Genomic DNA, 22,835 nt, shown 5'->3' with positions numbered 1-22,835 from the left:
CCTCGCGCGCACAGCTCAGGGAACATCCCCCACGTCCTCCAGGAGCGGCAGCATGCGCACACGGACGAACCAGTCCCGCACCAGCAGGAAAGCGAAGACGTACGCGGCGGCGCTCGGCCTCGTCACGGCGGGCACCTTCGTGCTCTCCACCGGCGGAGCCAGCGCCCATGGCTACACCGACCAGCCCCTCAGCCGGCAGAAGATGTGCGCCGCGAACGGCGGCATCGTCGCCAACTGCGGTGACATCCAATGGGAGCCGCAGAGCGTCGAGGGCCTCAAGGGCTTCCCGGCGGCGGGCCCGGCCGATGGCCAGATCTGCTCCGCGAGCCACACGAACTTCAGCCAGCTCGACCAGCCCAAGACCCCGGCGGGTACGGCCTGGCCGACGACCAAGGTCACCGCGGGACAGACCTACACCTTCCGCTGGCAGTTCACCGCGATGCACGCGACGACCGACTTCAAGTACTTCATCACCAAGACCGGCTGGAACCAGAACCACGCGCTGACCCGCGCGGACCTGGAGACCACCCCGTTCCTGACGGTCCCCTACAACGGACAGCGCCCCCCGGCCACGCTCACGCACACCGGCACCCTGCCGAGCGGCAGGACCGGGCACCACCTCATCCTCGGGGTGTGGACGGTCGCGGACACGACGAACGCGTTCTACTCCTGCGCGGACGTCACGTTCTGAGCCTCCCTTGAGGCGCGGACGCCACCGGCGCGGGTATGTTCCCCGCACGTCGACATGAACACGTCGGCGTGCGGGGAGCAGTATCCGACCACCGGGGGACCGTCATGAGTGTGTTCTTCTATGCCCTGCCCAGCCTGATCATCGTCGCGGTGCTGCTCGCGGCGGCCAGGACGGTGCGCCGCTCGCTGGAGCTGCGCAGCGCCTGGAACAGCGGACTGACCGCGGAGGCGCGCTGCCTGCGTTCGTACACGACGGTCAGTGGGGGTGGCAACGACACCTCCGTCACCACGACCCTGCACCACGTCTACGAGTTCACGACGCGCGACGGCCGCGCGATCCGCTTCGAGGAGGCGAACGGCCACCGGACGACCGTCGAGGGTGACATCGTCACCGCGCACTACACCGCCCGGCACCCCGAGAAGGCCACGGCGCAGGCGCCGAGCCCGGCCAGGGCGGCCGCGGGCACCCTCGGCATGCTGGTGTTCTGCGGTGTGGCCGTCGCGTTCTGCGTCGGCTTCATGATCACTTATCACCAGGCCGTCGCGGACAGTGACGCGTTCTTCGGCGGGAACTAGCGGGAGTCGACGGGAGCCGACGGGGAGCCGGTGAAGCGCGGGGACCCCGTGGGTCCGGCGCAAAGCGGGGCGCGCACGAACCTCCCCATCTGATGGATCGTCAATTACCGTACGCCCCCATGGGGTCCACTGGCCGTACCGTCGGGGAGCTCGTGCGGGAGCGGGGTGACCACCGGCCGGGGCTGTGGTTCGAGGGCCGGGTCATCAGCCACCACCAGGTCGCGGCGGGCGCGGCGGCGCTGCTCGGCGAGCTGCTGCCGCCCGGCGCGGAGCCGCATGTGGGCGTGCTGCTTGACAACACCCCCGAATATCCCCTGTGGTCGAGCGCGGCAGCCCTCGCCGGTGCCGCCGTCGCGGGGATCGACCCGACGAGGAGTCGCTGACCCGCTGGCCGTCCGGACGGACCCCGCTGCCCACGTCGGTGGGTGACGCCCGCCCGGCGTCTTTCGAACGGCGGGGAAGTGAGGCATCCCGGTCGCTCTCCGCGGGGAGGATATCCGGGCACGTGTGCCGAGAGGCCTGTGCGCCGGAGATCCGAGCCGAGGGAAGAAGGGCGTCGCGTTGCCTGATCCGGGTCGCGGAGACGGAAGCCGCGGGGCGATGCCGCCCCGGCTCTCGTCCGCGCCGGTGACGCCGGTGACACCCGTGATGCTGGGCGTGTCGGGCACGTCGGCCGCACCGGGGTCCGGGACTGGTCAGCGCGTTGTCATGCCCCTGCGGTCCAGGTCGCCTCCCGGGTGACCGTCGCGCCGGCCGAACCGTGCGCCCGGCCGGACGGTCCGACGACCCCCACCCCAACCCTCGACGGCACCCGAAAGGCACTCATGTCCCCCACGCATGACACGCTCGACCGCGCACACAGTGACGACCTGCTCGGCTTCGTCAGAGCCAGCCCCTCGCCGTACCACGTGGTGGCGAGCGCGGCGCAGCGCCTGGAGAAGGCGGGTTTCGCGGAGTTGCGGGAGCGGGACGACTGGACGGCCGGAGCCGAGGGAGGCCGCTACGTCGTCCGCGGGGGAGCCCTGCTCGCCTGGTTCGTCCCGCCGGGCGCCCCCGCCCGCACGCCGTTCCGGATCGTCGGCGCCCACACCGACTCACCGAATCTGCGGGTCAAGCCCGTGCCGGACACCGGCTCCGCCGGGTGGCGGCAGATCGCCGTGGAGGTCTACGGGGGTGTGCCGCTCAACACCTGGCTCGACCGGGATCTGGGCGTCTCGGGGCGGCTGGCCCTGCGTGACGGTTCGACCCGGCTGGTCTGCGTCGACAGGCCGCTGCTGCGGGTGCCGCAGCTCGCCATCCACCTCGACCGGACCGTGAACGACGGCCTCGCGCTCGACCGGCAGCGGCACATGGCCCCGCTGTGGGGACTCGGCGGCCCCCGGCCCGGCGCGCTGCTCGGCCGGATCGCGGACGAGGCCGGCGCCGACGCCGACGCGATCCTCGGCTGGGACCTGATGCTGCACGACATCCAGCCGCCCGGGTATCTGGGCGCGGACGAGGAGTTCATCGTCGCGTCGCGCCTCGACAACCAGATCTCGGTGCACGCGGGCGTCACCGCCCTGGTCGCGGCGGCCGGCGCCGCACGGCCGCCCGCGTCCATACCGGTGCTCGCCGCCTTCGACCACGAGGAGGTCGGCAGCGGATCGGAGTCCGGCGCCCAGGGCCCCTTCCTGGAAAGGGTGCTGGGCCGTGCCGTGACCGCCAGGGGCGGCGGGACCGAGGACTTCCACCGCGCCCTCGCCGGCGCCCTGTGCGTCTCCTCCGACATGTCGCACGCCGTCCACCCCAACTACGCCGAACGCCACGACCCGGACCACTGGCCGCTGCCCAACGGCGGCCCTGTGATCAAGGTCAACGTCAATCAGCGGTACGCCACCGACGGCACCGGCGTCGCGGCCTTCGCCGCCGCGTGCGAACGGGCGGAGGTGCCGTGGCAGCCGTTCGTCTCCCACAACGCGATGCCGTGCGGGACGTCGCTCGGCCCGATCACCGCGGCCCGCCTCGGCGTGGCGACGGTCGATGTGGGCGTGGCCGGGCTGTCGATGCACTCGGCGCGCGAGTTGTGCGGGGCGCGGGACCCGGGGCTGCTGGCGCGGGTGCTGACCGAGTTCGTCACCTCGGAGTAGGCCGGGTTCCTGGGTACCCACCCGGGAATCCAGGGGGCGCGTGAGGCTCCCGGTGTCCCGGGATCGCGCGAACTTCCGGGACACGCGTGAAGGCCCCCCACAGAGTGGAGGGCCTTCACCAAGGTGCGCCGCCAGGGACTCGAACCCCGGACCCGCTGATTAAGAGTCAGCTGCTCTAACCAACTGAGCTAGCGGCGCATGACTCTCGCCTCCCGCTTCCGCGGTCGGCGACAAAAGAAATACTACCTGGTCCGTGGGGGTGCTTCCGACCACCCGAGCGGCCACCCGTCCGACCATGTGACCTGCGGCGTGACCGGCTCCCGCCCCGGCCACCGGGCGGATCGGGCCGCCGGCCCTGTGTGGGCCCCGTACGCGCCCTGTGTGAGCCCGGTGCGGCGGCTGTCAGATCGCGAGGGAGAGCAGCACCGGGGCCGCTCCGCGGTTCAGCGTGTCCGCGGCGCGGCGGAGCCGGTGGGCGTGCTCGACGGGGAGGGAGAGGGCGAGACAGCCGACGGAGGAGCCGGCGGTGATCGGTACGGCCGCGCAGACCGTGCCGATCGCGTACTCCTGGAGGTCGAGCACGGGCACGGTGGCCGGCTGGGAGTCGAGGCGGGACAGCAGAAGCCGCTCGCTGGTGATGGTCCGCGAGGTGAGGCGGGCCATCTTGTGGCGGGCGAGGTGGTCGCGGCGGCCGTTGTGGTCGAGCTGGCCGAGCAGGCTCTTGCCGACCGCGCTGGCGTGCGCGGAGGAGCGGAAGTCGACCCATTCGTTGACCGCGGGGGTCGACGGGCCCTCCGCGCACTGGGTGACGTGCACCTCGCCGTCGATGTAGCGGCTGAAGTAGATCGCGGCGCCGACCGAGTCGCGGAGCCGGTCGATCGTCTGCTGGAGTTTCTCGCGCAGGGCCTGCTCGCGGCCCTGCGCGGAACCGAGACGGCTGAGGGCGGCGCCGGTGACGTACGCGCCGTCCGCGACCTGCTCGACGTAACCCTCCCGGCGCAGCATGCGCAGCAGTGCGGTCAGCCGGTCGGCGCCGAGGCCGGCCTGGCGGGCAAGCTCGGCCTCGGTGACGCCGGTGGTGTGCCGCGACACCGTCTCCAGGACGCGCAGCGCGTCCTGGGCCGAGTGGTACGGCGCGGTCGGCTCGTTCATCAGCGCCACGGTTTCCCCCTGCGCTTCATGGACCGGCTCAAAAATGACGTCGGTCCGGACAGCTGGGCTCACTCCACGATAACCGTCAAGCAGCCTTCTGTGGGCGCCTGTTGACGAGATTGGTGGCGCGCTCCACGCCTCTCAGCAGGAACGCACCACCCTGGCATATGCCAAAGGCGCGGCACCTCGGGCATGCTCCAACGGCCGGACCTCACGCCTTCCGGTAAGTGCTCCCCCTCCGCCCCTCGTTCACTCCCGGACTTCACAGGACCGCGCCGAGGAATTCCCTGGTCCGCTCGTGCTCCGGATCGCCGAAGATCCTCTCCGGGGGGCCGGATTCGATGACATGGCCGGAATCGAACATCAGGACCTGGTCCGAGATGTCCCGGGCGAAATTCATCTCGTGGGTCACACAGAGCATCGTGATGTCCGTCGTGTGGGCGATGTCTCGCAGGACGTCGAGGACCCCCGCGACCAGTTCCGGGTCGAGCGCGGACGTCACCTCGTCCAGCAGCAGTATCCGCGGCCGCATCGCCAGTGCCCGGGCGATGGCCACGCGCTGCTGCTGACCGCCGGAGAGCCGGCCCGGCCGCTCGTCGCACTTGTCCGCGAGGCCGACCAGGTCGAGCAGTTCACGGGCCCGCTCCTCGGCCTCGTCCCGGGACAGGCCGAGGACGGTGACGGGCGCCTCGGTGACGTTTCTCAGCACGCTCATGTTCGGGAACAGGTTGAACTGCTGGAAGACCATCCCGATCTTCTTGCGGACCTCGCGGACCCGCTTCTCGTCGGCCGGGAAGAGCCGGTCCCCGGCGACCGTGATCGTGCCCTCGTCCGGCCGGGTCAGCGTCATCAGCAGCCGCAGGATCGTCGTCTTGCCGGAACCGGACGGGCCGATCAGCGTGACGTGCTTGCCGGAGTCGACGCGGAAGTCGAGCCCGTCGAGGACGGTGTTGTCCCCGAAGCGCTTGGTGACCCTGTCGAAGCGGATCAGCTCGCTGCCGTCCACCGGGGGATTGGCAAGGTCCTTCAGGGGGCCGGTCCCGGTACTCGGGCCAGAGCTCGGGTCAGTGTTCGTGCCGGCGTCCGTGCCGGTGGTCGTGTCAGCGGACAAGGCGTCGCTCCAGGGCTCGCAGCAGCAGGGAAGCCGGGTAGGAAACGAGGATGAAGGCCACACCGATGACGGTCAGCGGCTCCGTGAACTGGAAGTGCTGCTGCGAGTACAGCCGCGCCTCGCCGAGCATCTCCAGCACGGTGATCGTCATCAGCATCGGGGTGTCCTTGAGCATCGCGATGACGTAGTTGCCGAGCGCCGGCACCACACGGCGGACCGCCTGCGGGAGGATCACCGCCGTCCAGGTGCGCCGCACGGGCAGACCGAGCGCCGTGGCCGCTTCCCACTGGCCGGGCGGCACGCCCTCGATACCGGCCCGGTAGACCTGCATCGTGTACGTCGAGTAGTGCAGCCCGATCGCGATCACGCCGGTGGTCAGCGCGGAGAACGTGATGTTCCACTCGGGCAGCACGTAGAAGAGGAAGAACAGCTGCACCAGCAGCGGGGTGTCGCGCACGAACTCGGTGGCCACCCCGACCGGCCAGCGGACCCAGCGCGTCGGGGCCCGCATGAGCAGCGCCCAGACCAGACCGAGGGTGAAGGCGATCACCGAACCGAGGGCCAGTGCCTTCAGGGTCACCAGCAGGCCGTCCCGGAAGTGCGGCATGAAGTCGCCGACGGCGTTCCAGTCCCACGTCATGAGGCACCCCCGCCCGCAGCGGCGCCGGCACCGGCGCTCACGGCCGTCGTTCCGGCCCGCTTCGGCTCGCGTGCCGCCGTGCCGCGCTCCCGCTCCTTGCCGATCCCGGCCTTGAGCCGCCTCTCCAGACCGCGCATCAGCCGCGTGAGCAGGAAGGCGATGACGAAGTAGATGAGCAGGACGTACGTGTAGACCTCCGCGCTCCGCTGGAGCGCGAGCCGTACCAGATCGGCGCTGAACGTCAGATCGCCCATGCCCATCACGGAGACCAGCGCGGTGCCCTTGAGCAGCTCGACCAGCAGGTTGCTGAACGGCGGGATCATCTCCGGCACCGCCTGCGGCAGCAGGATCAGCCGCATCCGCTGCCAGGGCGTGAAGCTGAGCGCGATCCCGCCCTCGCGCTGCGCCGGATCGACGGCGTTCAGCGCGCCGCGCACGATCTCGGAGCCGTACGCCCCGTACGTCAGCCCGAGCGCCAGGGTGCCCGCCCACAGCGGGACGAGCTGCCAGCCGAAGGCGAGCGGCAGCACGAAGTACACCCAGAAGATCATGATCAGCGCGGAGGTACCGCGGAACACCTCGGTGTAGAGGCCCGCGAGGAAGCGGACGATCCACCGCCGCGAGGTGCGCGCGATTCCGGCGAGGAAGGACATGGCACCGGCCAACAGGGAGCTGGAGAACAGCAGTTGAACGGTGACCCAGATGCCTTCGAGTACGAGTCTCCAGAGTCCCGAAGTCATCCGCGGCACAGCTCCTTCGCGGTCATGTCGGTCATCTCGGCCCTGGTGAAGCCGAACGGCCGCAGGACGCGGAAGAGTTCGCCGCTCTCCTTCATCTTCCGCAGCTCGACGTTGAAGGCGTCCCGCAACCGCGTCTCCGGCGAACGGAACGCGAAGCCGCCGCCGTCGACGTGCGGCTTGCCCTTGACCAGCGGCGTGAAGGGCTTCGTGCTCTCCGCCCTGCCGGACCTCCTCACCACCTCGCGGACGGTCAGCGCGGTCCCCGCGAAGACGTCGGCGCGCCCCGCCTCGACCGCGTTCAGCCCGGCCACCTGGTCGGGCACGATCAGGATGTCGCTCTCCTCGTACCCGGCCTCGACCGCGTACTGGATCTCCGCGTAGCCGGTCCCCGTGGCGAACTTGGCCTTCTTCGCCACGACGTCCTTGTAGTCGCGCAGCCCCTTCGGATTGCCCTTGCGCACGACGAACGCGTCGAGCATCCGGTAGTCGGGGTCGGCGAAGATGACCTGCTGACAGCGCTCGGCGTTGATGTACATCCCGGCGGACACGACGTCGAACTGCTGCGAGTCGAGCCCGGGTATGAGCGAGCCGAACTCGGTCGGCACCGGCTGGACGCGCCCGACGCCGAGCCGCTTGAAGACGGCCTTCGCCAGTTCCGGTGCCTCGCCGGTGAGGTGACCGTCCCGGTCGATGTAGCCGAAGGGGATCTCGCCCGCGATGCCGAGGCGTACGACACCCTGCGCCTTCAGCCGGTCGAGGAGATCACCGCCGCCCGTCCCGGACGCCGAGGCCACGCGACTGCAGCCGGCGGCGCCGAGCGCGCCGAGCGCCGCGACCCCCGCGAGCAGCGACCGGCGGGTGGTTCCGGACGGGTGTCTGTCCTTTCCGCGTCCATTTCCCTGTTCGTTTGCACGTGCGTTCCCAAGTGGTGGAGCCATGGCCGCGCGGCTACCCGGGACCATGCGAAGTATTCGGACGCGTTCCGGCCCCGCCCGCGTCCGGTGCGCTCTCGACCGCCGGGGTCAAGGCCGTCGCGGAATCGCTCCGGCCTCGGCTCCGCACCACGGATCGCGGGCTGGGTCCCGGTCGTCGTCCGGGGCCGACCGGTCGACCTCGACGCGATGGGCGAGGCCCGCGACGACCGGTCCCTCCCAGGGCGGTTCAGTGCCCGGGCACGTATCCGCGCTTCTTGTCGACCACGTTCGACAGCGGCTTGCCCGCCGCCCAGCGCTCGTACAACTCCACGAACTGCTCACCCAGTTCGTCCCGCCAGCCGACCGTGTCCCCGCTCATGTGCGGCGACACGATCAGCCCCGGGACCTCCCACAACGGGCTGTCACGGCCCAGCGGTTCGTGCTGGAAGACATCCAGGGCCGCACCCGCGATCCACCGCTTCGACAGTGCCTCGGCGAGCGCCTCCTCGACGACGAGCTGCCCGCGCCCGATGTTGATGAAGCGGGCCGAGGGCTGCATCATCCCGAAGCGCCGCGCGTCGAACATGCCGTGCGTCTCCGCGGTGAGCGGAGCCGCGGACACCACCCAGTCGGCGCGCGCCATCAGCCGGTCCAGCTCCCCCGGACCATGGATCCCGGTGCGCGGTACGCGCCCCACCAGGGCTGTCGTGACATCGAGCGCCTTCAGGGTGCGGACGATCGCCCGCCCGATCGGCCCGGACCCCACCACGCAGGCGCGGGTCCCGGCCACCCGCTGCGACTCGCGGTGCCGCCACTCGTGGCGCCGCTGCAGGTCCCAGGTCCGCGGCAGGTCCTTGGCCATGGCGAGGACCAGAGCGGCGACGTACTCGGCGATCGGCCGGTCGAAGATGCCGCGCGCGTTGGTCACCACCGTGTCGGAGGCGGCGAGCTCGGGACACATCAGATGGTCCACGCCCGCGCTGGCGGTGTGCACCCAGCGTGGCCGCCGCCCCTCGCCCGGCCAGGCACGGCGCACGGCGTGCGAGGTGAAGTCCCACACGAGCAGCGCGTCCGCGTGCGGCAGCCGCTCCGCGAGCGTGGACTCGTCGGCGTGCTCAATCCGTACGCGCCCGGTGAGCCGGCCGAGCCGGGGGAGCGGGTCGGCGTCCAGGACGAGCAGGGTGGCCGGAACCGGCGGGTGGGGCGTGCCGGGGGACGTACGGGCGTTCACCGGGCGAGACCGTTTCGCAATGCGAGTCCGCTTCTCTGGGGAGATCCTGGGGCGAAATGACCGGGGAGACATGCGGGTGAACGGGGGCCGAGCCGTCCGAGACGCGCGGATCGACCACGCTCGCACCCGAACCTACCTTCGTCAACACGCGCTCGCATACGGTCCGTTGCCCGCCTGTTTCCCTCCCCGGGGCCGATGCCTGCCATCCCTTGGCCTTCGCGGGAAATCCCGGCCTGGGCCGGGCGGGAAGGTGATCCCTGGGCCGGGCGGGAAGGTGATCCCTGACCCGGAGGCGAAACCGCGGATCCCGGTGATCTCGGCCAACCAGGTGACGATGTGGGCGGCGCTGCGCCAACTGGGTACCCGGGCAGTGGGCCCCTGTCGGCGGCTGATCGATCGGGCCGCCCGTCAGGGACCCGTACCACCCGAAGAACAGGAAGGTTGGGCATGACCACACTCGGATTCCTCTACCCCGGCCACGCGGCCGAGGACGACTACCCGCGCATGGAGCAGCTGCTCGGCAGCGACATCCGCCTGACCGTCGTCCACACGGACGCCGGGGAGGACGCCCACAACGTGGACGCGCTCCTCGAACTGGGCTCGGCGCAACGCCTCGCGGCGGGCGTCGAGGAGCTGCGCCTGTCCGGCGCGGAGGCCGTGGTCTGGGCGTGCACCAGCGGCAGCTTCGTGTACGGACTCCAGGGCGCCAACGAGCAGGTCCGCGGCCTCGCCAGGGCGGCCGGCCTGCCCGCCTCCTCGACGTCGTTCGCCTTCGCGCACGCGGCGCGGGAGATCGGGGCCCACCGGGTCGCGATCGGGGCGACCTACCCCGACGACGTGGCCGCGCTCTTCGCCGCGTTCCTGAAGGAGGCCGGCATCGAGGTGGTGGCGGTGGGCGGCTCCGGTGACGTCGCCGGAGCCGAGGTCGCCGGCTGGGACTACGACCAGATCCTCGCGCTCGCCCGCGGGGCGGACCGCCCGGACGCCGACGCGATCGTCCTTCCCGACACGGCCCTGCACACCGCCTCCCACCTCGCCGCCCTGGAGAAGGACCTCGCCAAACCGGTCCTCACCGCGAGCCAGGTCACCCTCTGGGAAGCCCTACGCCTGACCGACCGCCGAGTGAACGCCCCGGAGCTGGGCGCCCTCTTCACGAGGGAACCAATCGTCCAGGCGTAAGAATCCAGCCCTCCGGCAGACTCAGCCCCTCCGGCGTTTGAGGAGCGGGGTCCGGGGCGGAGCCCCAGGGACGGGAAGGGCAGGGGCGGAGGGGGCGAGACACCTCGTCCCCAGCCCCCGCCCCGGGGAAAGCCGCCCGCCTCGGGCAGCCCCCCTCCCCGCCCCGGGGAAGCCCTCGCCCCGGGAGGCCCGGGGAATAAACGGAGCCACCCTCCTGTTCGTAAGCGGAAGACATGGACGCGTACGCAACAGGAGGCACCCCGGTGGACGAGACGGCCGAGACGGGCGAGATCCGAGGCACGGCGCAGGGCACCGCCCCCGTACCCCTCTCCGTACTGGACCTGGTCACCGTGGGCGCGGGCCGCACCGCGACCGACGCCCTGCGCACCAGCGTCAAGATCGCCCGCCTGGCGGAATCCCGCGGCTTCCACCGCTACTGGGTGGCCGAACACCACTCGATGCCCGGCGTGGCCAGTTCCTCGCCCGCGGTGATCCTCGCCCACCTGGCCGCCCACACGGACCGCATCCGGCTGGGCTCCGGCGGAGTGATGCTCCCCAACCACGCCCCCCTGGTCATCGCGGAGCAGTTCGGCACCCTTGAGGCGATGGCCCCGGGCCGCGTCGACCTGGGCCTCGGCCGGGCCCCGGGCACGGACGGCGCGACGGCCGCCGCGCTGCGCCGCACCCAGCGCCTCAACGAGGGCGCCGACGACTTCCCCGAGCAGCTCGCGGAACTCGTCCGCTTCCTGGACGACGACTTCCCCGACGGTCACCCCTACGCCCGTATCCACGCCGTGCCCGGGCCCGTCCAGGCGACCTCGCCGGGCGGGGTCCAGTCCCCGCACCGGCCCCCGATCTGGCTGCTCGGCTCCTCCGGCTTCAGCGCCCGCCTCGCCGGAGCCCTCGGTCTCCCCTTCGCCTTCGCGCATCACTTCTCGGCGCAGAACACGATCCCGGCGCTCGACCTCTACCGGGAGTCCTTCCGGCCGAGCGCGGTACTCGACGCCCCGTACGCCCTCATCGGCGTCTCCGCCCTCGCGACGGACGAGGAGAAGGAGGCGCGCCGCCAGGTGCTGGCGGCCGCGCTGAACATGGTCCGCCTGCGCACCGGCCGCCCCGGTCTCGTGCCGACCCCGGAGGAGGCCGAGGCCTATGAATTCAGCCCCATGGAGCGGGAGTTCATCAACTCCTGGAACTCCAACGTCATCCACGGCACCGCAGAGGAGGTCCGCGCCGGCCTCGACGACCTCCAGAAGCGCACCGGCGCCGACGAGTTGATGATCACGGGCAACGCGCACAGCGGTGACGTACGGCTGCGCTCGTACGAACTGATCGCGGACGCCTACGGGTTGCCGAAGGAGCAGAACACTCAGGCCTGAGGGCCGGGGGCGCTCAGGTCCGAGAGGCGAGACGCGCAGGCCGAAGGGCCCGGACGCTCGGGGCCGAGTGCCGGAACGCTCGGGCCCGAGCGCCGAGATGCTCAGGCCTGAGGGCAGGCGGCCGACATCAGGAGGGCTGAGATCCGCTCCGGCGCCACCGGCCGGGAGTACAGCCAGCCCTGGCCGGTGTCGCAGCCGATCCCGCGCAGCCGGGACGCCTGCGAGGCGGTCTCCACGCACTCGGCGGTGACGGTCAGGCCCAGTCGGTGGGCGAGTTGGATGAGCGCCTCGACGATGACCTCGTCGGCGGGGTTGGGGTGGGCGGACGAGCCGTCGGCGTTCTCGTACTGGAAGCCGCGGACGAAGGAGCCGTCCAGCTTCAGCACGGACACCGGGAGCCTGCTCAGGTAGGCGAGGTTCGAGTAGCCGGTGCCGAAGTCGTCGATGGCGATGCGGACTCCCATGTCGCTGAGGGCCTGTAGCGCCTGGAGCGGCCGGCCCGCCGAGCCCATCACCGCCGACTCCGTCAGCTCCAACTGGAGGAGATGCGGGGCCAGTCCGGTCTCCGCCAGGATCTCCGCCACGTCCGCCACCAGGTCGGAGTCCCAGACCTGACGCACGGCGACGTTGACGCTGACGAAGATCGGCCGGGCGTCCGGATGGTCCAACTGCCAACGGCGGGCCTGGCGGCAGGCGGTGGCCAGCACCCAGCGGCCGAGCTGGACGATCGAACCGTCCTCCTCGGCCAGTCCGATGAACCGGTTCGGCGTGAGCATCCCGAACCGCGGGTGGTTCCAGCGGACGAGCGCCTCGACCCCGTGCACGCCGCCGTCCTCCATGCCCACCAACGGCTGGTACTCCAGGGCGAATTCACCCCGCTCGACGGCCGCGCGAAGGGTGGACGACAGGGCCTGGCGCGTCATGCGGTGCGCGTTGCGCTCCGGGTCGAAGAGCGTCCAGCGGCCCTTGCCGTCCGCCTTCGCCCAGTACAGCGTCGTGTCCGCGGCCTGCATCAGACCGGTCGCGCTCGTGCCGGTGGCGCGCCGCTCGACGACCCCGATGGACGCCGACAGCGACAGCCGCTGCCCCGTCAGGTCGAACGGCGCCTGGAGCGACTTCAGTACGGACTCGGCGAGGTCCGCCAACTGGTCGGTGCCCGTGGAGTCCTCGACGAGCAGCGCGAACTCGTCCCCGCCCAGCCGTGCCACCAGGGGAGTGGCCGCCCTCGTGAGACCGGCCTCCTCCGCGCAGCGCGTCAGACGCTCCGCGACGGCCGCGAGCAGCCGGTCCCCGACCCGGTGTCCGAGCGTGTCGTTGACCGCCTTGAACCCGTCCAGGTCCAGATAGCAGAGCCCGATCCGGCCGGTGCCGCCCTCGTCGTACGCCTCCGCCTCCAGAGCCGCCGACAGGCGCTCGAAGAACAGCGTGCGGTTCGGCAGCCGGGTCACCGGGTCGTGCATCTGCAAGTGACGCAGCCGCGCCTGGAGTTCACGCCTCGCGCCGATGTCGGTGACCGAGATCAGGACCGCCCGCTCCTGCGGGGGCAACGGCGCGACCGTGACCTGCACCCAGATCGCGTGGCCGTCGGGGTGCTTGAGCCGGCGGGTGCAGCGCAGCCGTGCCTGGCTGCCGCCCAGCACCTCGCGGTACGCCTGCCAGGTGCGGGCGTCGGAGGCCAGGTCCACCAGATCGGCGGCGACCCGCCCGACGAACGTCCGCGCCCCGGCGCCGAGCAGCGTGCCCAGTGACTCGTTGGCGGTGACGACGAGACCCTCGCGGTCGACGACGGCCATCGCGAGGGGAGCGGTGGCGAAGGCGGCGTGGAAGGTACGGGGTGACGTTCCGTCCGGAATCGCCATGAGCGCGGGTGCCCCGGAAGGTGCCCCGGGCGTTGCCGGCGAGACGGAGGGGACGGGTGGGCCGGGAGAGGTCCCGGCGGACGTACGAGAAGACGTGTCGACGTGACGTTCTGTTACGGCCGGCCGGACGAGGTCTCCCGCGGGCGCCGGCCCTTCGGACGTTCCGCTCACCGCTCGCTCCCGCAGTGCACTCGTTCTTCGTATGGGTCTCTCGGGGCGGTCGGCCGGTGATGGACCGCCGCACAAGCCGTGTCCGTGCAGGAAAGTGTGCCGATCATAGAGGCTGACCCAGAGACGGTGCAGCCACTGTCCAGTGTCCAGGAACAACCACCCGTTCTGACAGATCGTTTCTGCCTGTATCTGGATGGGTTCCCTCCCTCGTCGACCGCATGTGACGTTCCGTGAAGGTCCGGGGGTGTCGGCTCGTGGGTCTCTCACTCTTTCGGTGCAGACAAACGGGGCGAAATAGTACAAATTGAATCAGGCTGGGTGCGGTGTCCCGAAATCCGCATCCGGAGGTCGACGTGCCGCGTCCGCTCCCCCTGAGGGTTCTCACTCGCGAGGCTCCGCGCGGCCTCGCCCGTGACGGGGCGACGCGCTGGCGCAGCACCGCGGCCGTGTTCACCTCGATGACCGCGCTCGCCGCGACCTCCCTGGTGCCCGGGCACGCGCTCGCCGAACCCCTCGCGTCCCCCTGCGCCCTGACGCGCACCGCGGCGCACCACTCGGAGGGTGCCGACACCTGGAACGCCTCCTACGAGCGCCCCACCCGTCCCCTCGACGCCGTGATGGTCTTCCTGTCCTTCCCGGACTCCACCCCGAGCACCACGCCCGCCGAACTGACGGGCGACTACTTCCCGGCGACCAGCCGTTTCTTCGAGCGTGCCTCGTACGGCAAGTTCACGGTCCGTCCGCATCCCCAGCGCGCCTGGATCCAGATGCCGCACGCCTCCACGTCGTACGCCATACAGCGCGACTGGAACGCCGCCGACCGTGCGGCCTATCTGCGCGACGCCCTCGCCGTGGCCGATCCGCAGGTCGACTTCTCGCGTTACGACGTCGTCTACTTCATCGCGGACCCGGACGCGCCGGGCGTCGACTCGGACGCCACGAAGGTCGTCAACCTGGACACACCCCTGCGCGCGGACGGCAAGGACATCCGGCGCGTCGTCACGGTCTTCGAGAAGCATCCGCCTGACCGCCTCGTCCTCGCGCACGAGACCGGCCATGTCTTCGACCTGCCCGACCTCTACCACCGTCCCTCCGACGGCAAGGGCGACTGGGACACCTATGTGGGCGACTGGGACCTCATGGGCAGCCAGTTCGGTCTCGCTCCCGACCTCTTCGGCTGGCACAAGTGGCGGCTGGGGTGGCTGGAACCGCACCAGGTTGCGTGCGTACTGGGCTCCGGTACCACCCGTCTGACGCTGGAGCCGCTGGAATCCGGACCCGTCAACCCCGCGGTCGGCTCGGCCGGATCGAGCGCCGAGGGGGCGCCCGGCGCCGGTGTGCTGGCGACCCGCCCGGCCGTACCGAGTGGGACGGCGGCGGTCGTGCCGAGTGGGCCAGGGGCGGCAGTGCAGGGGCCGAGGGTGCCCTCGCGCGGGGCGAATGCCTCCTCTCCCGGACCGCGAGGGTCCGCCTTCGGTCCGCGGGCGTCCTCCCGCGGACCGCGGACGTCCTCGCGAGGTCCGGGCGGCGGACCGGTCATGTCCCCGAACGCGCTGGGCGTGGCGGCTCCCCCCGGCTCGCAGACCTTCGGCGCCGGCCGGGGCACCAAGCTGGCGGTGGTCCCGACGGGCCCGGACAGCGCGCTGGCCTTCGAGGCGCGCGGCTCGACGGGCAACGACGGCTCGACCTGCGAGCAGGGCGTCCTCGTCTACCGGGTCCGCAGCGGGACCGAGTCGGGCAGCGGCCCCATCCAGGTGCTCGACGCCCACCCGCACACCGAGTCCTGCTGGGAGGACTCGGTGTACCCGCCTCTCGCGGACGCGCCGGTGAGCCTCGGCGAGAACTTCAAGGTGCCGGGCTCGAAGGTCCGGGTCCAGGTGGAGGACCGGTCGGCTTCGGGGGCCTGGACGGTGAAGATCACGACAGGCTGAGCCGCCCTCGGGGCACCGGTCGCCGTGACACGTGTGGCAAGTGTGGCGCGTGACAGGTGACAGATGGCAGGTGGCGGGCGGCGCAGAGCAGGTGGCGGAGGGTGGGCCAGGGGGCTGGTGACGGGTGCCGGGTGCCGGGTGACAGGCGGCAAGGTCTCCGCGGCGCCCGGAAACGACAAGAGCGGGATGCTCGCGTTTCCGCGAATCATCCCGCTCTCGTTGGCGTGCGCCGCCAGGGACTCGAACCCCGGACCCGCTGATTAAGAGTCAGCTGCTCTAACCAACTGAGCTAGCGGCGCCTGCTGACGTCGTAGACCTTAGCATCCTGATCGGCGCGAGGAAAAATCGATATCCGTACCGCCGCCGACGCCGCCGCACGGGCCGCCCGTACGGCCGCCCAGAGCAGGATTTCCGGGCCGGGAAGCCACGGCTGCCGTGTGTCGGGGGCGACCAGCCAGCGGGAATCGGGCCGTACGGCCTCCGGGCCGCCGTCGCCGGTGCTCAGCGCGGGCACGGTGACCGCGTCCCCCGTACCGTGGCAGAGGAGCGGCGGCACTTCCCTGCACCGCCCCACATGCCCGCCCTGTCCCAGCCCCTCACGTTCCCCGGGGCCGCCGTGCCCCACGACGGCCTCACGCTCCACCGCCTCACGCTCCACGGAGGCACCCGAGCCCCACTCCTCCCACCTCATCAGCGAGGGGAGCCGCTGGGCGGTGCCGGGCGCGGCGAACAGCAGCATCCGCCCGCGGTGCGCCGCCACCGGGCCCGAGCCCGGTCCGTCGTCCCAGAGCCGGTCGAGCATCCGCCGTCCGAAGAGCGCCGGCGCGCTGACGACGTCGAAGGCGCTGCCACAGGGCAGGACGACCGGGGCGTTCGGCCGTTCGCGCCAGAGGGCGAGCGTGCTGCGCGGATACGTTCCCGCCGAGGCGAGCCAGGCGGCTCCCTCGGACGTGACACCCGAGACGTCCAGCCGCTCGGGCGACGGCGCTCCGGGGCTGCGAGGGGTGCTGCTCGGCGGGTTCCGTGTGCTGCTCATGCCGAATACATCTACCGGTGGTGAGTGCTTGATCCCGGAGGGTTGCCAGAAATCGGGACAGGATCGGGTGAGGTGGAGTATCTTGCCCGGCTGGCATATGCCAAGGAAACTTGGGGCGCCGACCGAGTTTTCCCTCGGCGGGCCCCTCGGCAGTCCCTCGGCGGGTGAGCCGGATCAGAGCGGGTCGGTCACCCCGTGACCGTGTCCGTTGCCCTCCGTGCCCCGCAGCAGGTCCTGGCCGAACTCGACCATCTTCTTCGCGTAGTCCTCGGTCCACTCGGCCCGCTCGGCGATCGAGGCGGCGGTCAGCCGGTCGAAGCGGCGCGGATCGGCGAGCTGAGCGGCGGCGATGGCCTGGAACTCGACGGCCCGGTCGGCGGCGGCGCGAAACGCGTGCGCCAGCTCCGTGGACCGGTCCAGCAGCGCGCGCGGATCGTCGATCGACTCCAGGTCGAAGAAGTGCTCCGGATCCCCGGCGGCTTCCGCGGGCTCGAAGAGCAGGGGCGCGGGGCGTAGCCGCGGTTCGTTCCGACGCGGCGTGGGCTCCGCCATGTCTTCTCCTCCTCGTACGGTTCAGGGGCCCCTCTCGGTAAAGGGCCACCGTCCATTGTCTCGCGCCCGCGCAAGTGGGCCCGAAGGGTCGAGCACGTCCTGCCGGTGCGGGACCTTGCCGGGCCGGGTGTGCCCGGAACGGGGCTCAGGGCCGCCACGCCACCCGATGCTCCGCCAGATGGGACAACACCGAATGATTGGCCTCCCAACCATCCGGAAACTTCACGGTCACTCCCAGCTGTACGGGCTCGGTCGACGGGTGGTCGTCCAGCAACTCCGTGATTCCTTCCCGGCAGATCACGATGCACGCGTGCCGGTGCCGGGAAGCGAGCACGCACAACCGTCCGGTCTCCAGATGGAACGCCGTGGCGTCGGGTCGCCCCGACAGCGGGTGCAGGACGACCGTGACGTCGAACTCCCGTCCCTGGAGCCGGTTCGCCGTGTCGACGGTGACGTCCGTGACGCCGAGGCCGGCCAGTGCCGCCCGCACGGCCGCGGCCTGGTCCCGGTGTGCCGTGCCGACGGCGACCCGGTCGGCCGTCAGCGGCACCGGATCCTCCGCCCGCTCCGACGTGGCCGCACCACCCCGGTCGAGCAGCCGTCGTACGACCGCGGCCACCGCGTGGACCGCCTCCGGGTCCGTACGCGGTGTGTGCCCGGCGGGCAGCTCCAGCAGACCCCAACCGGACTCGGCCGCCTCGTCGATGACCCGGTCGGTGCCCGAACCGTCCGACGGGACACCGAAGTTCAGCCGCCGGTCGCCGTGACCGGTGCCGCTGCGGAACGGCGTGTACGGATAGAAGGCGTGCGAGACCAGTGGCGCGGCCGACGCGGGCAGCCGCCAGGACACCGGCAGCCGGTGCTGCGGCAGCTGCGGATTGTGCGCGAGCAGCGTGGTCACCGCGGACGCCGACGGGTCGTAGGACAGTCCGGCCCACTGCTCCGAACCGACGATCGCGAACGGGTCCAACTGCCCGGGGTCGCCCACGAACAGCGCCCGCTCGAAGAGCCCGGCGACGGCGAGCAGCGCGTCGGAGCGCATCTGGTACGCCTCGTCGACGATCGCGTGCCGCCAGGGCTCGACGCCCTTGACGTGGGCCCACTTCGCGGCGGTGGAGATGACGACGTCCAGGCCCGCGAGGTCGGCCGCCTTCGTCGACTTGCGCACCTGGTCGAGACCGTCGAGCGCCTTGTCGTACGGGTCGGAGTCGCTGCTGTGCAGCCGCCCCACCGGCAGCTCCGGGGCCTTCTCGGCGAGCCGCAGCACCAGGTCGTCGACCTGGGCGTTGGTCTGCGCGATGACCATCAACGGGCGTCCCGCGGCGGCCAGTTCGAGCGCCGCCCGGACGACGAGGGTCGACTTGCCGGCGCCCGGCGGGGAGTCCACCACGACACCGCGGTCGCTGCCGTGCAGGGTGTCGCGCAGGATCGCGTCGGTGGCGCGGGCGGCCTCGGCGCCCGGGTCGAACACGGCGGTCAAAGGACGTCCTCCTCGGTCACCGGGTCCGGCAGCGGTACGGCGTCGGGCTCACCCGGCGGCCCTCCGTGCGTCCACGGTGTCTCCTCCGGGTCGGGCAGCTTGGCGCCGCCGCGCTGCTCGTGCTCGAAGAGGGTGAAGCAGACGAGGTCCCCCTTCTCGGGCAGGGACCCGGCCTCGGGTTCCTTGCCGCGCCCCATCTTGTCGACGATCCGCAGCACCACGGCGGCGCCCTCGTCGTCGTACCCCACGAACTCCGCGGCCTGCGGTTTCCCGCCGAGTGAGCGGTACACCCTGGCCCGCTCCCCGAGGTGCGGGCGGTCGTCCGTGCGGACGGTCACCAGCGGGCGGGGGCTCGGCCGCCTGCCCTCGCTGTACGCCATCACGACGTCGGTGACCTCCCCGGCGAACGCCTCTCCGGCGAGCCGCCGGCCGGCCATGACCAGCGGGTCGTCCAGCGCCTCCTGCGCTTCCAGACGGGCCTGTTCACGCTCGCGGGTGGCCAGTTTGTTCGCGGCGGTGACCGCGTCGTCGCGGCGCGGCTGGGGTGGCTCGCCCGCCACGACCCGGTCGCGGTGTCCGGTGAACGACCAGCGGTCGCGGGTCCACCGGTCGGCGGCGTGCGCCCCTTCCGGCAGCGCGCGCAGCAGGTCGAGCCCGTGCCAGACCGCGTCCCAGGTGGGCCGGGTGACGCTCGCGACGAGTTCGCGGATCTGCCGCTCCGCGGCGGTCAGTTCACCGAGCCGGTCGTCCGCCTCGATGCCGTCCTCGGCGGCGGCCAGCGCGGTGCGCGCGCGGTCGTAGCGCTCGATGGCGGGGGCCAGGAGCTGGTTGTCGAAGGCGGGGTCGGTGGCCGGTCCTGCGGGCGGGCAGACGAGCTGGCCCCGCGCGTCCCGCTGGAGCTCGGCCCGCACCGCGGCCTCGGCGCCCGGCTCGCCGTCCGGCGGATCGAGCCAGGCGAGCAGCGCGCCGAGATGCTGGTCCTCCAGGCTGCTCTGGCCGGTGGCCCAGTGCCGGGACAGCACGTCGGTGAGGGCGAGGAGCAGGGCGGAGCCGGGCACCCGGGCGCGCTCCCCGAAGTGGGTCAGCCAGCGCCCGGACAACGGCACCCGTGGTGGCGCCGGATGCGGTGTCTCGGGATCCTGCTCGGCGGTGCGGCGAAACCGCGTGGAGCGCCCGAGGAGGCGGACGAACTCGATGCCCGCGCGGCCCGGCACGATCAGCTGCGGGGCGTCCGCGCACAGCTCGACCTCGACCTTGACGCGCTTGCCGGTCTCCGGATCGGTCTCGCTGCGCTCGGCCGCCTCGACCACGTCCGCGTACGAGTCGATGTAGGGCAGGACGACGTCCGCCAGCTCGGCCAGGAAGGCGAACCGCAGGTCGCGGTCGCGGGGCTGCGGCACGACCAGCAGCCGGGGCGCGTCCCGGTCCGTGCCGACGAGCGCGCCGAGCGGCGCTCCCGCCTCGCCCGCGGTGGTGAGCGGCACGAACACCAGCGGCCGTTCGACGAGATGGCGGTGGAGCACGGTGGCGGCGGGCTGCGCCCGCCCGCTCTCCACGGCCTCCAGCCGCGCGAGGGTGGCGATCAGCGACATGAGCCCACCCCCCGACCGTCCGAGGCACCGGCCACCGGCACCGGGGCTTTCGGCGCGGAGGCTCCTGGCACCGGCGCTCCGGGAGCGTGGGCCTCCGGCACCGGGGTTCCGGGTGCGGGAACCGCGGGCGCGGAGGCTCCGGGTCCGGGAACTCGTGGCGCGAGGTCTTCCGGTACGCGGGCTCGCGACGCCGGCGCGACCGGCACCCGGGCCTCCCCGGCTCGGGCGTGGGTCTCCGACGCCGTGCCGCGCAGGGCCTCCGCCCGTAGCAGTGCCGCTCTCCTGAGGGCCGCGACGGCGGGGTCGTCGGGGTCCCCGGCCTTTCCGTGTGCCGCGGCCAGTACGTCCGGGACGGTCGTCAGGCCGCCCAGTTCCGCGCGCAGCGAGCGGCCGAGCGAGGTCACCGCGCCCTCGGCGCGTGAGCGGGCCCGGCAGTGGAAGGCCAGTTCGCAGGCGGACAGGCACTCGGGGGCGTAGGTCGCGGGGACCGCCTCGACGGCCGTGACCAGTTCCTCGGCGGGAAGGGCGGGGGAGAAGCAGCTGCCCTCGGGGAGGGCGGCCGCGATGTCCTCGACGCGGGTGAGCCGGGCGAGCTGGCGGCGGGTGACCGCGCGCTGCTTGCGGACGTCGACGGCCGAGGCGGCCGGGAGGTTGGAGAAGTCCTTCGGGCAGACCAGGAGAACGCGGTGGCGGACCTCGGGGGCCGGGTCGAGGCGGGCGGCGACCTCCTCCAGGGCCAGGACGTACACCGCGGACTGCCGGGCGGCGGCGCCCACCTTGGCCGGGTCGGCCGAACCGTCCAGCATCGGGAACGACTTGATCTCGACGACCGTCCAGCGGCCGTCGGGGTGCACGACCACGGCGTCCGGCTCCAGGAAGGCGGCGGAGCCCGCGACGTCGAGGGCGAGCATGGGGTGGTCGAGCAGGGTCCAGGCACCGGCCCCGGTGGCCTCGCGCAGCGCCAGCTCCGTACGCTTCGCGCGTCCCTCGGGGCCGATCGCGCTCAGGTCGGGCACGGCACCCGCGCCGGGCGGCTCGGCGCCGGGGTCCAGCTTCTCGTGCACCAGCCGCAGCAGCTCGGCACCGCCGTCGGCCTTGACCCGCGCCTCGAACGCGTTGCCCCGCATGAAGGCGAACTGCGACATCCCGAACGCGGACGGCGCGCCGAGCGCGCTCGCCAGCTTCGCCTTGTCGACACCCGCCCCGTCCAGCAGGGCACGGCGGTCGCACCCGGGGTTGGCCGCGAGCGCCGCGAGGGCGCGCGCGTCCAGCGCCTTCGGCGCCACGTCCGGACCGCGCAGCTCAGCGAGCTGCTGTCGCAGCGCTGTCCCCCGCGTCCGTGGGAGAGGCACCCTGCTCGGCTCCCGGCCCGGTTCGGGACTCGCGCTGTCGGGGAATTCGTTCACCCGGGGAAGTCTGGCACCCCGCACTGACAATCGTGGAACCCTCGCCCCGCGAGGCACCCAAGGCCCACGGGACACGGCTTTCGAGGAGGGTCCGCAGACGGTCCGCCGCCCGCATCACGAACGGGGCCAGCAGCAGGCCGGCCCCCATCACCGCGGCGCCCGCGACGGCGTCCAGGAAGTAGTGGTTGGCCGTGCCCATCACGACGATCGTGGTGAACAGCGGATAGACGACGGCGGCGACCTTGGCGGCGGGCGTACGGCCGTGGCGCCACAGCATCACTCCGCACCACAGCGCCCAGCCCACGTGCAGGCTCGGCATCGCCGCGTACTGGTTCGTCATCCCGCCCAGACCGCGCGGCGCACTCGCCTCGCCGCCCCACCAGCCGTAGGAGCTGTACTGGGCCATCGTGTCGACGAAGCCGTGGCCGGGCGACAGCAGCCGGGGCGGGCAGGTCGGCAGCAGGGTGAAGCCGATCAGGCCTATGAACGTGGAGGTCATCAGCCAGGTGCGGGCCGCGCGGTAGCGCACGGTCCGGGAGCGGAAGAGCCAGATCAGGATCGCGGGCGTCACCAGGTAGTGCAGCGACGCGTACCAGAAGTCGGCGGGCACGCCCAGCCAGGCCTCACGCGTGAACAGCCGGTTCAGCGGATGTTCGGCGTTGAGGTGGAGGAGCTTCTCGATCCGCAGGATCGACAGGCCGTGGCCGACGGCGCCGTCGGTGTCGCCCCGGGCGAGCAGCCGGCCCGCCGTGTACGACGCGTAGACGAGCAGGATCAGCGGGACCTCGGTCCACCAGCGGAGCCGTGCCCGGTCCGCCGCGGACGCGCGTGGCTCGGTCCCCCGGCGCGACCGGGCGCGCGGTGCCGCTTCGGTACGCGGTGCATCGGTCTGCGGCATCCGATCGCCCTCCCCCATCTGCTCGTGCCCATCTGCTCGTGGTGACCCGACGGTCCGCGGTCCGCTGACCTCGGTCCGTGGCCACCCCGGGATTTTACGGTGTACGCGAATGCCCCGAGGGGGCGCCCCGGATCTCAAAGACGCGGAGATCGCCCCCCGGGTTGCCCCGAGT

19 protein-coding genes, 2 tRNA genes and 2 pseudogenes are annotated in these 22,835 nt (G+C 72.2%); 8 read left to right on the top strand and 15 right to left on the bottom strand.

What is annotated here, in order from left to right; translation table 11 throughout:
- The first annotated feature begins 52 nt into the window (after positions 1-52).
- The 4 genes and pseudogenes from ACZ6KY_RS10770 to ACZ6KY_RS10755 all read left to right on the top strand — a co-directional run bounded on the left by ACZ6KY_RS10770 (position 53) and on the right by ACZ6KY_RS10755 (position 3,392).
- Positions 53-691, top strand: a complete 639-nt coding sequence (locus ACZ6KY_RS10770; protein ID WP_469309975.1) for a lytic polysaccharide monooxygenase auxiliary activity family 9 protein — start codon at positions 53-55, stop codon at positions 689-691.
- A gap of 104 nt (positions 692-795) precedes the next feature.
- Positions 796-1,266, top strand: a complete 471-nt coding sequence (locus tag ACZ6KY_RS10765; protein WP_469309974.1) for a DUF3592 domain-containing protein — start codon at positions 796-798, stop codon at positions 1,264-1,266.
- A gap of 119 nt (positions 1,267-1,385) precedes the next feature.
- Positions 1,386-1,640 (top strand): annotated as a pseudogene (locus tag ACZ6KY_RS10760) (acyl-CoA synthetase); the annotation flags it as partial.
- A 450-nt stretch (positions 1,641-2,090) separates the two neighbouring features.
- Positions 2,091-3,392 (top strand): M18 family aminopeptidase, encoded by a 1,302-nt coding sequence (locus ACZ6KY_RS10755; RefSeq protein WP_469309973.1) that lies wholly within the window; start codon positions 2,091-2,093, stop codon positions 3,390-3,392.
- Between the two features lie 124 nt (positions 3,393-3,516).
- Here ACZ6KY_RS10755 and ACZ6KY_RS10750 read toward each other — a convergent pair.
- The 7 genes from ACZ6KY_RS10750 to ACZ6KY_RS10720 form a co-directional block, all read right to left on the bottom strand.
- Positions 3,517-3,590 (bottom strand) — tRNA-Lys (locus ACZ6KY_RS10750).
- Between the two features lie 204 nt (positions 3,591-3,794).
- Positions 3,795-4,553, bottom strand: coding sequence for an IclR family transcriptional regulator (locus ACZ6KY_RS10745; protein WP_469309972.1), 759 nt, complete (start codon positions 4,551-4,553; stop codon positions 3,795-3,797).
- Between the two features lie 253 nt (positions 4,554-4,806).
- A complete protein-coding gene (gene ehuA / locus ACZ6KY_RS10740; RefSeq protein WP_469310130.1) occupies positions 4,807-5,574 on the bottom strand; it encodes an ectoine/hydroxyectoine ABC transporter ATP-binding protein EhuA in 768 nt (255 codons plus the stop codon).
- Between the two features lie 70 nt (positions 5,575-5,644).
- Entirely contained in the window at positions 5,645-6,295 is a 651-nt protein-coding gene (gene ehuD, locus ACZ6KY_RS10735) for an ectoine/hydroxyectoine ABC transporter permease subunit EhuD (RefSeq protein WP_469309971.1), read from the bottom strand.
- A complete protein-coding gene (gene ehuC, locus ACZ6KY_RS10730) occupies positions 6,292-7,035 on the bottom strand; it encodes an ectoine/hydroxyectoine ABC transporter permease subunit EhuC (RefSeq protein WP_469309970.1) in 744 nt (247 codons plus the stop codon). The genes ehuD and ehuC overlap by 4 nt, the downstream gene beginning before the upstream one ends.
- Positions 7,032-7,973 (bottom strand): ectoine/hydroxyectoine ABC transporter substrate-binding protein EhuB, encoded by a 942-nt coding sequence (ehuB, locus tag ACZ6KY_RS10725; RefSeq protein WP_469309969.1) that lies wholly within the window; start codon positions 7,971-7,973, stop codon positions 7,032-7,034. The genes ehuC and ehuB overlap by 4 nt, the downstream gene beginning before the upstream one ends.
- A gap of 223 nt (positions 7,974-8,196) precedes the next feature.
- Entirely contained in the window at positions 8,197-9,180 is a 984-nt protein-coding gene (locus ACZ6KY_RS10720) for a D-2-hydroxyacid dehydrogenase (RefSeq protein ID WP_469309968.1), read from the bottom strand.
- Positions 9,181-9,442: 262 nt separating this feature from the next.
- On the opposite strand from ACZ6KY_RS10720, the pseudogene ACZ6KY_RS10715 reads away from it, so the two are divergent.
- The 3 genes and pseudogenes from ACZ6KY_RS10715 to ACZ6KY_RS10705 form a co-directional block, all read left to right on the top strand.
- A pseudogene (locus ACZ6KY_RS10715) lies at positions 9,443-9,631 on the top strand (maleate cis-trans isomerase family protein); the annotation flags it as partial.
- Positions 9,628-10,359, top strand: a complete 732-nt coding sequence (locus ACZ6KY_RS10710) for a maleate cis-trans isomerase family protein (RefSeq protein WP_469309967.1) — start codon at positions 9,628-9,630, stop codon at positions 10,357-10,359. The pseudogene ACZ6KY_RS10715 and the gene ACZ6KY_RS10710, both read left to right, overlap by 4 nt.
- A gap of 233 nt (positions 10,360-10,592) precedes the next feature.
- The gene (locus ACZ6KY_RS10705) at positions 10,593-11,738 is read left to right on the top strand and encodes an LLM class flavin-dependent oxidoreductase (protein WP_469309966.1); all 1,146 of its coding nucleotides are present in this window, start codon (positions 10,593-10,595) and stop codon (positions 11,736-11,738) included.
- 101 nt (positions 11,739-11,839) lie between these two features.
- Here the strand turns inward: ACZ6KY_RS10705 and ACZ6KY_RS10700 are convergent, their stop codons facing one another.
- Complete coding sequence (locus ACZ6KY_RS10700) at positions 11,840-13,768, bottom strand: putative bifunctional diguanylate cyclase/phosphodiesterase (protein ID WP_469309965.1); 1,929 nt, start codon at positions 13,766-13,768, stop codon at positions 11,840-11,842.
- Between the two features lie 353 nt (positions 13,769-14,121).
- Between ACZ6KY_RS10700 and ACZ6KY_RS10695 the strand changes: the two genes are divergently transcribed.
- Entirely contained in the window at positions 14,122-15,699 is a 1,578-nt protein-coding gene (locus tag ACZ6KY_RS10695; RefSeq protein WP_469310129.1) for a M6 family metalloprotease domain-containing protein, read from the top strand.
- A gap of 225 nt (positions 15,700-15,924) precedes the next feature.
- Here ACZ6KY_RS10695 and ACZ6KY_RS10690 read toward each other — a convergent pair.
- The 7 genes from ACZ6KY_RS10690 to ACZ6KY_RS10660 all read right to left on the bottom strand — a co-directional run bounded on the left by ACZ6KY_RS10690 (position 15,925) and on the right by ACZ6KY_RS10660 (position 22,663).
- Positions 15,925-15,998, bottom strand: a tRNA-Lys gene (locus ACZ6KY_RS10690).
- Entirely contained in the window at positions 15,989-16,735 is a 747-nt protein-coding gene (locus tag ACZ6KY_RS10685; RefSeq protein WP_469309964.1) for a bifunctional DNA primase/polymerase, read from the bottom strand. Before ACZ6KY_RS10685 ends, ACZ6KY_RS10690 begins: the two co-directional genes overlap by 10 nt.
- Before the next feature lie 174 nt (positions 16,736-16,909).
- On the bottom strand, positions 16,910-17,287 hold the full coding sequence (locus ACZ6KY_RS10680; RefSeq protein ID WP_355850939.1) for a hypothetical protein: 378 nt from the start codon (positions 17,285-17,287) through the stop codon (positions 16,910-16,912).
- A gap of 145 nt (positions 17,288-17,432) precedes the next feature.
- Positions 17,433-18,767 (bottom strand): AAA family ATPase, encoded by a 1,335-nt coding sequence (locus ACZ6KY_RS10675; protein ID WP_469309963.1) that lies wholly within the window; start codon positions 18,765-18,767, stop codon positions 17,433-17,435.
- Positions 18,764-20,359, bottom strand: coding sequence for a hypothetical protein (locus ACZ6KY_RS10670; RefSeq protein WP_469309962.1), 1,596 nt, complete (start codon positions 20,357-20,359; stop codon positions 18,764-18,766). The genes ACZ6KY_RS10675 and ACZ6KY_RS10670 overlap by 4 nt, the downstream gene beginning before the upstream one ends.
- Positions 20,350-21,711 (bottom strand): hypothetical protein, encoded by a 1,362-nt coding sequence (locus ACZ6KY_RS10665; protein ID WP_469309961.1) that lies wholly within the window; start codon positions 21,709-21,711, stop codon positions 20,350-20,352. Before ACZ6KY_RS10665 ends, ACZ6KY_RS10670 begins: the two co-directional genes overlap by 10 nt.
- The gene (locus ACZ6KY_RS10660; protein ID WP_469309960.1) at positions 21,662-22,663 is read right to left on the bottom strand and encodes a phosphatase PAP2 family protein; all 1,002 of its coding nucleotides are present in this window, start codon (positions 22,661-22,663) and stop codon (positions 21,662-21,664) included. The genes ACZ6KY_RS10665 and ACZ6KY_RS10660 overlap by 50 nt, the downstream gene beginning before the upstream one ends.
- Positions 22,664-22,835: the final 172 nt, after the last annotated feature.

The sequence above is a fragment of the Streptomyces sp. NPDC042002 genome, from assembly GCF_055588305.1.
This window is presented reverse-complemented; position numbering and strand designations above follow the sequence as displayed.